The sequence below is a fragment of the Polaribacter filamentus genome (genome assembly GCF_002943715.1).
GTDB classification, from domain to species: Bacteria; Bacteroidota; Bacteroidia; order Flavobacteriales; family Flavobacteriaceae; genus Polaribacter; species Polaribacter filamentus.
Map to the genome: position 1 here is coordinate 301637 of NZ_MQUA01000013.1, position 12425 is coordinate 314061.

Here is a 12425-nt window from a genome sequence, read left to right on the forward strand (position 1 = left end):
ATTGATGATAGTAATCTTTCTATTAAAAGCGTTTGGGTTTATAATTTGCTAGGAAAAAAAGTATAAACTTCAGCTAAGAAGCAATTGAATATATAAAATTTAGTAAATGTAGTTTATCTAGTAAAAGTAAAAAACGATCAAGGAGGTATTGCAATAAAAAGATTTGTAAAGAATGAATTCTAAATTTTTTTAGAATTTCTTGTAAAAAAAAGATCTTTCAGTTTTAAAAATTGAAAGGTCTTTTTTGTGAATATATGTTATTTTAAAAGTTGATAAGACTGCTTAGCAATCTCAATTTCTTCGTTAGTGGGGATAACCAATATTTTTATTTTAGAGTTTTTTGACTGAATTTCTGTAATTTCTTTTGATCTAATTTTGTTTTTAAGGTCATCTAATTCTATACCTAAAAAATTTAGATTTTCACAAGCCATTTCTCTCATTAAGGATGAATTTTCTCCAATTCCGGCTGTAAAAACAATCGCATCTAACCCGTTTAAAATAGCAGCATAAGAGCCAATATATTTTTTAAGTCTATGACTTGCCAAATCTAACGCATTTTGGCAGTCGATATTTCCCTTAGCTGCTTTTTCAGAAATTTCTCTTAAATCAGAAAAACCAGTTAAACCTTTTAAACCGGATTCTTTTTGTAATAAATTATTTACTTCTTCTGCCGATTTATTGAGTTTTTTCATCAGAAAGAAAATGACAGATTGATCAATGTCACCAGCTCTAGTGCCCATAATTAAACCATTTGTTGGTCCAAAGCCTAAAGAGGTTTCTATACTTTCTCCGTCTTTTATAGCGGTCATACTACAACCGTTTCCCAGGTGGATTGTGATCAAATTTTTAGATTTTTCGCCTAAATATTCAATCGCTTTTTCGGATACATATTTATGACTTGTACCGTGAAAACCATAGGCTCTAATTTTATGATCTTCTAAATACGAATTCGGAATTGCATATTGATATGCTACTTTTGGCATTGTTTGATGAAAAGCAGTATCAAAGATAGCAATCTGTTTTGCCGATGTAAAAATAGTTTCGGCAATTTCTATACCCGTTAAGTTTGCAGGATTATGCAAAGGAGCTAAATCAAATAACTCGCGAATACTATCTTTAACCTCTTGATTTACAATTGTTGTTTTACTAAATTTACTTCCTCCATGAACAATTCTGTGGCCAACTACTTCAATTTCATCCACAGCGTTTATAACGCCAATTTTAGCATCTAGTAAAGTCTTTGTAATGTTTTGTAAACCAATTTCGTGATTTTTAATTGGTAAAATTTCTGAATATTTTTCTCCCTCTTTTTCATGCGTAAAAATGGTGTTATCCGTGCCTATTCTTTCAATTAAACCAACGCATTTTACAGTTTCACTTGGCATTTCAATTACTTGATATTTTAACGAAGAAGAACCTGCATTTAAAACTAAAATATTCATATTTATTCTTGATTTGCTTGAATAGCAGTTAATAAAACGGTGTTAAAAATATCTTCTACAGTGCAACCTCTGCTTAAATCGTTCACAGGTTTATTTAAACCTTGCAACATGGGGCCAATTGCCAAGGCGCCTGTTTCTCTTTGAATTGCTTTATAGGTATTGTTTCCTGTATTTAAATCAGGAAAAATTAAAACGGATGCTTGACCAGCTACTTTAGAATTTGGCATTTTTGTTTTTGCAACAGACATATCTACGGCAGCATCATATTGAATAGGACCTTCAATCAATAAATCAGGGTTTAACTTTTTAGCAATTTCAGTTGCTTTTCTAACTTTCTCAACTTCTTCCCCTTTTCCAGAGCTTCCAGAAGAATATGATAACATCGCTACTCTTGCTTTAATTCCGAATGCTTCTGCAGATTTTGCTGATGAAATTGCTATTTCGGCTAATTCCTCTGCATTCGGATTTGGGTTTACAGCACAATCTCCCATCACAGAAACTCTGTCTGATAAACACATAAAAAATACAGAGGAAACTACTTTAACTCCGGGTTTGGTTTTGATGATTTGCAAGGCTGGTTTTATTGTGTGCATTGTTGTGTGAACAGCGCCTGAAACCATTCCATCCGCTAAACCATTTAAAATCATTAAGGTTCCATAATAAGAAACGTCTCTGGTTAAATCTATCGCTGTAGTTTCGGTTAAACCTTTATGTTTACGCGCTTCATAAAGTGTTTTGGCAAAGTAGGCGTTATGAATAGAATTTTCAGGATTTAAGATATTTATTTTGTCTAAATCTATTTGTAATCCTAATTGATCTGCTTTTTGTTGAATTTCTCTTCGATCGCCCAATAGGGTTAAATCAACAATATTTAATAATTGTAAACGAGCAGCCGCTTCCATAATTCGCTCATCATTTCCTTCTGGTAAAACAATATGTTTTCTGCAGCTTTTAGCTCTTTGTAACAAATTGTATTGAAACATGCTTGGTGTTAATTTATCCGAACTAAATTTCGATAATATTTTATTAAGTCTTTCTACATTAATATACGTATCAAAAGTATCTAAAGCTAATAATATTTTTTTGCTATTAGATGCATAAATTTTAGTTTTTACAGCACCAATTTTATTGGATATTCCAAAAGTTCCTCCCTCTACAGTAACAATAGGAACTGTTGACTGCACGCCCTCTATCAATTTTAAAATAGATTCTTCCGGAATTAAATTTCCTGTTAAAATGATTCCTGCAATTCTTGGATAATTACTAGAAGCATTTGCTTGTAATGCTCCTAAAATAATATCGGCTCTGTCTCCAGGGGTAATTACAAGAGCATTTTCTTTAATGCGGGTTAAATAATTACGCAGTTGCATTGCACCAGTACTATAACTTCCGATGGAATTATCTAAAAATTGTTCCCCAAAAAGTACTTTTCCGTTTAAAGCTTCAGCAACTTCTTTCACAGTTGGATTGGCTAAAAAATTAACTTTAGGAACTACATCTATATGAACCTCTTTTGGAATTACTTTTCGCAATTCAGTTTTTATATACTCCATTTCATCAATTTCAATTTTATTAGCAATTAAGCCAATAACATCTACTTCTTTTTGAATAAATGAATTATAGGTGAGTTGCATGGTATTGATAAAATCTTTCTTCTTTTTATCATTTCCAGCGCCCACAATTAACACAGGAATCCCTAAGTTTTTAGCAACCATTAGATTTACATCCAATTCAGTAAAACCACCTTCGCCAGAAAAATCGGTACCTTCAACTAAGACATAATCGTATTTTGCTTCAAGGTTTTTATATTTTTTAATAATATCATGTATAACTTTTTCCTTTTTTCCTTCGCTCAATAATTCAACAACTTCACTTTGTTCAAAAGCATAGCAATCTTCATATTTTATATCTAGATTAAAAAAATTAATTGCGGTGTATGTATGATCGTCGTAAAGACCGTTTTTATCTTTGTTGATGATAGGTCTAAAATAACCAACTTTAGAAGATTGATTTAGCATCATTCTTAAAAAGCCTAATGACACTATAGATTTACCGCTGTTGGGTTCTATAGTAGTAATATAAATTGATTTACTCATTCTCTAGAAATTATCCTACAAAAATAAGGCATAAAAAAATGACTAATTGTGATATTAGTCATTAAATAAATATGAAAGTAAATCAGTTAGAGTGTGTAAAGAACATTTTACCTCCATTCTTTATTGCCTCTTTTGCATGAGTGTGATTTTCCTCAAAAGTTTCTAAGTCAGTAAACTTGCAAATACCATAAGAATAATGGTATTTAATAATTTCAAAATCTAATTTAGCATCATAAATTTTTCCTTTTTCCCAATTGATATAATAATCTATATATTTATTTGTTTTTAAATTAGTAGAATATTGAAACTTGTTTTTAGTATCTATTTGGTAAATAATATAATTAGATTTATTGAGGTTTTTAACAAATGAAATTTGTAAAGAATCTATAGAAGATAATGCTTTCACGGCCTTTTTTATAGCTTTCTTATAGTAGTTATCTAATTTTGGGGCAAAATAAATTTTTATAGGCGCTTCCCATAAACGCATGAATTCTTTTTTTCCTTTACGGATGTTGCCATAAGAATCGTGTTTCTTGTACACAATATAAGACCGTTGCAAGGAAGTACCTAATAAAAAGCACAAAAATAACACGTAATTATTTATGTTAAATGTTTGATTGTAAGTATATTAAGTTGTAAATTTAGTGTATGAAAATACAAAAACAACCAACTTTAGCCGATAGCATTTGCGATTTACGAGCAAGAAAAATTAAAAAGACATTTTTCACCCAAATAAACACCCTTATCGATTGGGATACGATCTCTATCCTAATAAATAATGACTATTTAAAAGGAAAAAGTGCCACTGGCAAGCCTTCTTATGATGGGACATTACTTTTTAAAATGTGTCTTTTACAAAGTTGGTATGGTTTAAGCGATTATGAAGTTGAAGACCGAATAAATGACAGTCTTTCCTTTAGTTATTTTTGTGGGATGACTATTGAACAGGTTGCTCCAGATCATAGTACTTTAAGTAGGTTTAGAACCGCATTAACCAAAACACAAACCTTCGAAAAATTATTTACCTCCATAAACAAACAGCTAGAAGCACATAATATCATTGTAAAAACAGGTTTAATAATAGACGCTAGTGTAATAGATACGCCACTTAGACCAAAAGGAAAAACAAATTTTAAGGTAACCGAAGACCGCTTTGCAGACCAAGTAGAAGTACACAAAGAATATCCAGATAGTGTCGATAAAGAGGGTACTTGGTTAAAGAAAAGAGGAAAGTACCATTTTGGGTTTAAAAAGCATCATGTAACGGATAACGAAGGACTTGTTCTAGGAGTACTAACCACAACTGCCAGCAAAAATGAGATTGCAAATTTGGAGGAAGTTCTAGAAACTGTAAATGTAGCATTACCAAAAGGCATCCCTCTAAAGGCTGATAAAGGGTACCAATCAAAGAAAAATGTTGCGATTTTAAAGAAGCGTAATTTAAAGAATCATATCCTTAAAAAGGCGGTAAAAAATAAACCGTTAACAAAATGGGAAACTAGATTCAATAAATTAATAGGAAAAACAAGGTTTAAAGTAGAACGTACTTTTGGAGGAATAAAATTATGGTTTAAAGGTGGAATTGCAAGATATAGAGGGATGAAAAAAATGCATACACAAAATTTGATGGAGGCAATATGCTACAATTTATATCGAAGTCCAGGGATATTTGCGTCTAATTGTAAAAATTAAGGAAAAATGAAGCCTAAAAAAGGCATTTACTCACTTAAAATAGAAAAAAAATAGCATAATCGATGTTTTAGCTAAAAAAAAGGGAACTCTAAAAAGTAAAAATAATTAAGTTCGCTTTTTGCAACGGTCTTAATATCTTTGTAGGTCTCTAAAAATTCATGACTTTTTGGCTCATACGGGACAGAAACTCGTTTTTGATTTTTATAAAAATCTTTATCACTTATAAGTATTAAAGTGTCTTTTTCTTTAAAAATAAAATTGATTGAATCTTTTTTAGTGATTGCTTCTTTGTGCGTCTTTTTATATTGCCAAAGAGGTATATACCCTCTGGAGTTTTGTTGAGAAGAAATTTCTTTTATTTTGAAGCTTGTTTTCTAAATTTTTTTAAAATTTGTAACAAGTATTAAGGTGTCTCCATCACTAACTTTAATCCTTTCTGGATCTATAGCTGTTAACTTCTCGTTCTTAAAAAATTCTTTATAAAATTTTAGCTCTATAAATGTTGAGTCTTTATTTATTTCTTTTTTCTGAGCAAAAATAGTTAAGGTATAGAGAGTTATAAAAGTGATAAAAATTATGTTTTTCATAGCATTTTTTTTCTTTTTAAACCTGCAAAATACCCATATTAAATTTCTTCTCAATAGGTGCGTGGTTTGCAGCTTCAATTCCCATAGAAATCCAAGTTCTAGTGTCTAAAGGATTTATAATTGCATCTGTCCAGATTCGCGCAGCTGCATAATATGGAGATATTTGTTTGTCGTAACGCGATTTTATTTTGTCAAATAACTCAGCTTCTTTTTCAGGAGTAATTTCTTCTCCACGTTTTTTTAGCGATGCAGTTTCTATTTGTAGTAAAACTTTTGCAGCAGAATTTCCGCTCATAACCGCCAATTCAGCACTTGGCCAAGCAACAATTAATCGTGGGTCATAAGCTTTACCACACATTGCGTAATTTCCTGCTCCATAAGAATTCCCTATTATAATCGTAAATTTTGGAACTACGGAGTTACTCACGGCATTTACCATTTTTGCGCCGTCTTTTATAATTCCTCCATGTTCAGATTTTGAGCCAACCATAAAACCTGTAACATCTTGTAAGAATACTAAGGGTATTTTTTTCTGATTACAATTGGCAATAAAACGTGTTGCTTTATCGGCAGAATCATTATAAATTACACCACCAAATTGCATTTCTCCTTTTTGAGTTTTCACTAATTTTCGTTGATTTGCAACAATACCAACTGCCCAACCATCAATTCTTGCATAACCGGTTAAAATAGTTTTTCCGTATCCTTCTTTATATTGTTCAAACTCAGAATTATCAACCAAACGTTTAATAATTTCGATCATATCATATTGTGCATTTCTCTCTTTTGGCAGAATTCCGAAAATATCATCTTCTTTTTCTTTTGGCGGAAAAGATTCTGTTTTGCTAAAACCGGCTTTGTCATAATCGCCAATTTTATCAATAATAAATTTTATTTTATCTAGCGCATCTTTATCATCTTTTGCCTTGTAATCTGTAACTCCAGATATTTCACAATGAGTAGTTGCGCCACCTAAAGTTTCGTTGTCAATACTTTCGCCAATGGCAGCTTTTACTAAATAACTTCCCGCTAAAAATATACTTGCAGTTTTGTCTACAATTAAAGCCTCATCACTCATAATTGGTAAATAAGCACCACCAGCAACACAGCTTCCCATCACCGCAGAAATTTGCGTAATGCCCATGCTGCTCATTACAGCATTGTTTCTAAAAATGCGTCCAAAATGTTCTTTATCAGGAAAAATTTCATCCTGCAAAGGCAAGTAAACTCCAGCAGAATCCACTAAATAAATAATCGGTAATTTGTTTTCTATGGATATTTCTTGCGCACGTAAATTCTTTTTTCCGGTGATAGGAAACCATGCGCCCGCTTTTACAGTGGCATCATTTGCAACAACAATACACTGTTTGTTTTTAATGTATCCAATTTTTACGACAACACCTCCAGACGGACAGCCACCGTGTTCGGCATACATTTCTTCACCAGCAAACGCACCGATTTCTATCGATTTAGCAGTACGATCTAATAAGTAATCAATTCGTTCTCTTGCCGTCATTTTGCCGTTTAAATGATGTCTGTCAATTCTTTTTTGACCACCACCTAATTTTACTTTCGCAAAACGTCTGCGCAAATCTGAAGCTAATAACTTATTGTGATCTTCGTTTCTATTGAAGTTAATATCCATGAAAAATGTTTGTATTTATCTGCTAAAATAAGAAATTTTAACTGTAAGAAGTAATAATACTTTCAACTGTTTGTGCTATTTCTTTATATTGATTTTCTCTTTCTAGACGCGTTGGTTCTGCAAATCTTTCTGCGCAATTTTTCACAGAACAGGTTTCGCATGTTACACCAACAAGTTTTTTCTGAAAAGTGTTTTCTTTCAGAAAAGTAAGTTTCTTTTTTAAATGAGGAGAAAGCAACAATCCAATACTTACACTTCTGTTAATGTCCTTTTTAAAAGGATCTGGAGTTGCGGATGAAAGCACTAAATATTCATTTTTTTGATTTTCATATGAGGAAATTTGAATACCAAAAGTGGCTCTTTCTTTTGATGAGTTTTCTAAATCCTGAATTGTTTTTAAAGAAATCCAACGTCTGCAATAATGCTCATTATTTCTGTTTGCGTGTGGAGATTGTTGTTGGGTAATATGCAGTTCTTTACTGAGTTTAAATTCAGGTGAATTCTCTTTGTGTGTAAATCGTAAGAAAAATAAATTTTTTATGTTAAAATATTTAGGTAAAATAGTTGTTAAGCGCTGATAAAAAGTTTCTTGAGAGCAATTATAATGCTTAATTATTTGATGTAATTTTAAAGGTTGCCATTCTTCTAACTCAAAGAAACTTGTTAATTTTTCTATAAGAGATTTTCTAGAAATAATTAAAGCACCAGCAAAATAAGAAGCAATAAAGTTATTTAAAACTTGATCAAAACTCTCGAATTTTATCCAAGGAAACGTATAAAGCCTATCTTGAATTTCTAGATAATTGTACGCCAATTCTTTGGCGTAAATAAATGTTTTTTGAGCTTCAGAAATGTTTTTATCAATTAAAAGTATTTTGTTTTTTGGGATGTAAATGTTTCTAATTTCTCCTAAATTGTCATATCTACAAAGTTCTTTATCATCAATTATATAGCCAAATTCTTCAATTAATATCTCTTCTAAATTGATAGATGTAATTCTTTTTGATAAATCTAAATGATACGATTTTGCAAATTTTTCCACATCATCTTCGATGTCTTCAAAATAATTATTATGCGCTTCTTGATAAGAACGTAAAGAGGCTAAAAAGAAACTCTCTCTTGTAAGATTGTAGTTTTGTGCAATCTTTATAATGGTGCTAATAAAGGCATTTACTTTTGCGGGCGCATTGGCAATAATATCAATTAAGTTATTTTCTTTTATACCAAATAGTTCTAAAGGTATTTCTTTCAGTATTTTAGACTGTAAGATATCGCCAATTGGTGCAAGATTTTTATCTAGTTTTAATGAGACAAAATGATCATAAGGAACCTCTAAACTTTCTGAAAGTAATAGTATTTTATCTGTCTTCGGATATTTTTTTCCTTTCTCAATTTCATTTAAATAGGATTTTGAGAGTCCGGATAATTTTGACAAACCAAATAGCGAAAGATTCTTCTCTGTTCGTATTTGCTTGAGTTTTAAACCAAAAATTAATCGGATGTATTCGTCTTCTACCATCATATATTCAAAGATAAGAATAAATAGCGAATGAATTAAAAAAAGTTTTTTATAAATTTAGCGAACGTTCGCTTGTGGAGTCCAAAAATTAATTATATCATTGCAGTGTAGAAATTAAATTAGTCTAATTATGGAAGAAAATACAATTACAAAAGAAATCAATTTTAATGGCTTTAAGATTTTGGATTATCAGGATGTTTTAACAAATGAAGCGCAATTATTTTTGTTAGAATTACATGAAAAATTCAATCAAAGAAGATTAAAATTATTGGAAGAAAGAGAAGTTGAACAAGCTTATTTTGACGCTGGAAATTATCCTTCTTTTCCAAAAGAGACCAAAAAAATTAGAGAATCCGATTGGGTTTGTGCTCCTTTACCAGAAGATTTATTAGATAGAAGAGTAGAAATTACGGGTCCTGTAGATCGTAAAATGGTGATCAATGCCTTAAACTCCGGAGCAAAAACTTTTATGGCAGATTTTGAAGACAGTAATTCTCCAAATATCTATAATAATTTACAGGGTCAAATTAATTTAAGAGATGCAATTAATAAGACAATTTCATATCATGATGACAAAAAGAATAAATCGTATCAATTAAATAAAAATACGGCAACTTTAATTGTACGACCAAGAGGTTTGCATTTAAATGAAAAACATTTTACTGTTGACGGTGAAGAAATGTCTGGTTCTTTGGTAGATTTCGGACTGTATTTTTTCCACAACATCAAAACATTACAAGCGCAAAATTCTGCAACCTATTTTTATTTACCAAAACTAGAACATTATTTAGAAGCTCGTTTATGGAATGATATTTTTGTTTTTGCGCAAGAGTATGTAAATATTGCTCAAAATACGATAAAAGCTACTGTTCTAGTAGAAACAATTACGGCAAGTTTTCAGTTAGATGAAATTATTTATGAATTAAGAAATCATATGGCGGGATTGAATTGCGGACGTTGGGATTATATTTTTTCATACATCAAAAAATTCAGAAATCATCCAAATTTCATGGTTCCTAATAGAGATCAAGTAACTATGAGGACGCCTTTTATGAGTGCTTATTCTTTATTGGTGATTCAAAGATGTCATAAAAGAAATGTGCACGCAATGGGCGGAATGGCCGCTCAAATTCCGATTAAGAATGACGAAATAGCAAATAGCAATGCGTTTGCAAAAGTATATGCAGATAAAGAGCAAGAAGTAAAAAATGGGCATGACGGAACATGGGTTGCGCATCCAGGATTAGTTTCTTTAGCTATGAATGTTTTTAATGAAAACATGCTGACGAAAAATCAAATTCATGTAAAAAGAAGTGATGTAAACGTGGGTGTAAATGATTTGGTTGAAATGCCAAAAGGAACCATTACTGAAGAAGGTATTCGTAAAAACATCAATGTAGGAATTTTGTATATCGAAAGTTGGTTGCGTGGAAATGGCGCAGCAGCAATCTACAATCTCATGGAAGATGCAGCAACTGCAGAAATTTCTAGAACTCAGGTTTGGTTGTGGCTTCAAAAGGAAGTAGCAATAGATACTGGAGAAATATTTAATACAACAGCTTATGAAAAATTCAAACATCAAGAGATTGAAAAAATTAAAGAGTATGTGGGACAAGTTGGATTTGATAATGGCAAATTCAAGGAAGCAATACAATTATTTGATGAACTTGTTTTAACAAAAAATTTTCAAGAATTTTTAACTTTAAAAGCGTACAATCATATATAAAAAAAATGTCTCGCAACTACTGAAATAGTTAACGAGACGAAATTATCAAAATCCAGAAAACCTTAATAATTAAACACGAAATTATGAAAAATTTATCACAAAACAGTTATAGTTCAGCTTTAGACACTGTAAGAAATTTAAAACAAAAATATGGTACCTCTTGGGATGCTATAAATTCTGAAAGTGCTGCGAGAATGGTTTCTCAAAACCGATTTAAAACGGGTTTAGAGATTGCAAAATATACTGCTGCAATTATGAGAAAAGACATGGAGGAATATGATGCAGATTCATCAAATTACACGCAATCTTTAGGTTGCTGGCATGGTTTTGTGGCGCAACAAAAAATGATTGCAGTTAAAAAACACCACAAAACAACCAGCAAAAGATATTTATACCTTTCTGGATGGATGGTGGCCGCTTTGCGATCGGAATTTGGTCCTTTACCAGATCAATCGATGCACGAAAAAACAGCAGTTTCTTCTTTGATTGAAGAAATTTATGATTTCTTACGTCAGGCAGATGCAATTGAGCTAAATGATTTATTTAGAAGACTTGAAAAAGGTGAAGATGTACAAAGTAAAATAGATAATTTTGATTCTCATATTGTACCAATTATTGCTGATATTGATGCAGGTTTTGGAAACGAAGAAGCTACTTATTTATTGGCTAAAAAAATGATTCAAGCAGGCGCTTGTGCAATTCAAGTAGAAAATCAGGTTTCTGATGCAAAACAATGTGGTCATCAAGACGGAAAGGTAACGGTTCCTCACGAAGATTTTATCTCTAAATTAAATGCAATTAGATATGCATTTTTAGAATTAGGGGTTGATGAAGGAATTATTGTTGCAAGAACAGATTCAGAAGGAGCGAGTCTTACTCAAAAATTACCGGTAAGTCAAGAACCTGGAGATTTAGCTTCGCAATATTTAGCTTTCGTTGAAGCGGAAGAAATAGGAATAAATGAAGCAAAAGAAGATGATGTTTTATTAAAAAGAGACGGTAAATTGGTTCGTCCGGTAAGATTAGCAAACGGTTTGTATAAATTTAAAGATGGTTCTAATATTGATAGAGTTGTGTTAGATTGTATTACAAGTTTACAAAATGGAGCAGATTTATTATGGATAGAAACACCAACTCCGAATGTAAAGCAAATCGCACATATGGTAAACCGAGTAAAAGAAGTTGTGCCTAATGCGAAGTTGGTGTATAACAATTCGCCTTCATTTAATTGGACGTTAAACTTTAGACAGCAAGTTTATGAAGAAATGCGTGCTGAAGGAGAAAATATGACAGCTTATGATAGAAATAATTTAATGGATCAACAATATGATGCATCCGAACTAGGTTTTCGTGCAGATCAAAAAATCAAAACTTTTCAAATTGATGGGGCAAGAGAAGCGGGTATTTTTCATCACTTAATTACGTTGCCAACGTATCATACAACGGCTTTACATATGAATGATTTGACTGAGGGTTATTTTGGTGAAGACGGAATGTTAGCGTATGTAAAAGGAGTTCAAAGACAAGAAATTAGAAAAGGAGTTGCTTGTGTGAAACACCAGAGAATGGCAGGTTCTGATTTAGGCGATGATCATAAAACTTTTTTTACTGGGGATAAAGCGTTAAAAGCAGGAGGTACAAATAATACTTCGAATCAGTTTGAAGTTGTTGAAGAGCCTAAAAAAGTAAGAAATGAAATAGGAAAAGTAGCTTAATAT

9 protein-coding genes are annotated in these 12425 nt (G+C 31.5%); 3 read left to right on the forward strand and 6 right to left on the reverse strand.

What is annotated here, in order from left to right:
* Positions 1 to 257: 257 nt before the first annotated feature.
* The 3 genes from BST83_RS03520 to BST83_RS03530 form a co-directional block, all read right to left on the reverse strand.
* Positions 258 to 1442, reverse strand: coding sequence for an acetate/propionate family kinase (locus tag BST83_RS03520; RefSeq protein ID WP_104808599.1), 1185 nt, complete (start codon positions 1440 to 1442; stop codon positions 258 to 260).
* Positions 1443 to 1444: 2 nt separating this feature from the next.
* Entirely contained in the window at positions 1445 to 3538 is a 2094-nt protein-coding gene (gene pta / locus BST83_RS03525) for a phosphate acetyltransferase (RefSeq protein ID WP_104808600.1), read from the reverse strand.
* Positions 3539 to 3620: 82 nt separating this feature from the next.
* Entirely contained in the window at positions 3621 to 4079 is a 459-nt protein-coding gene (locus BST83_RS03530) for a hypothetical protein (RefSeq protein WP_104808601.1), read from the reverse strand.
* 107 nt (positions 4080 to 4186) lie between these two features.
* Here BST83_RS03530 and BST83_RS03535 point away from each other — a divergent pair, with 107 nt between their 5' ends.
* Positions 4187 to 5230: an IS5 family transposase gene (locus tag BST83_RS03535; protein ID WP_104808602.1), complete on the forward strand. Its 1044-nt coding sequence runs from the start codon at positions 4187 to 4189 to the stop codon at positions 5228 to 5230.
* Between the two features lie 374 nt (positions 5231 to 5604).
* Here the strand turns inward: BST83_RS03535 and BST83_RS03540 are convergent, their stop codons facing one another.
* From BST83_RS03540 to BST83_RS03550, 3 genes are read right to left on the reverse strand one after another with little or no spacing between them, the layout of a single operon-like run.
* The gene (locus BST83_RS03540; protein ID WP_104808603.1) at positions 5605 to 5817 is read right to left on the reverse strand and encodes a hypothetical protein; all 213 of its coding nucleotides are present in this window, start codon (positions 5815 to 5817) and stop codon (positions 5605 to 5607) included.
* Between the two features lie 16 nt (positions 5818 to 5833).
* On the reverse strand, positions 5834 to 7462 hold the full coding sequence (locus BST83_RS03545; RefSeq protein WP_104808604.1) for an acyl-CoA carboxylase subunit beta: 1629 nt from the start codon (positions 7460 to 7462) through the stop codon (positions 5834 to 5836).
* Between the two features lie 37 nt (positions 7463 to 7499).
* Entirely contained in the window at positions 7500 to 8984 is a 1485-nt protein-coding gene (locus tag BST83_RS03550; protein ID WP_170062727.1) for a helix-turn-helix domain-containing protein, read from the reverse strand.
* A 127-nt stretch (positions 8985 to 9111) separates the two neighbouring features.
* Here BST83_RS03550 and aceB point away from each other — a divergent pair, with 127 nt between their 5' ends.
* Together aceB and BST83_RS03560 are read left to right on the forward strand one after the other, a co-directional pair.
* Positions 9112 to 10707 carry a malate synthase A gene (aceB, locus tag BST83_RS03555; protein WP_104808605.1) on the forward strand — a complete coding sequence of 532 codons (1596 nt, stop codon included), beginning with the start codon at positions 9112 to 9114 and terminating at the stop codon, positions 10705 to 10707.
* Between the two features lie 83 nt (positions 10708 to 10790).
* On the forward strand, positions 10791 to 12422 hold the full coding sequence (locus BST83_RS03560) for an isocitrate lyase (protein WP_104808606.1): 1632 nt from the start codon (positions 10791 to 10793) through the stop codon (positions 12420 to 12422).
* Positions 12423 to 12425: the final 3 nt, after the last annotated feature.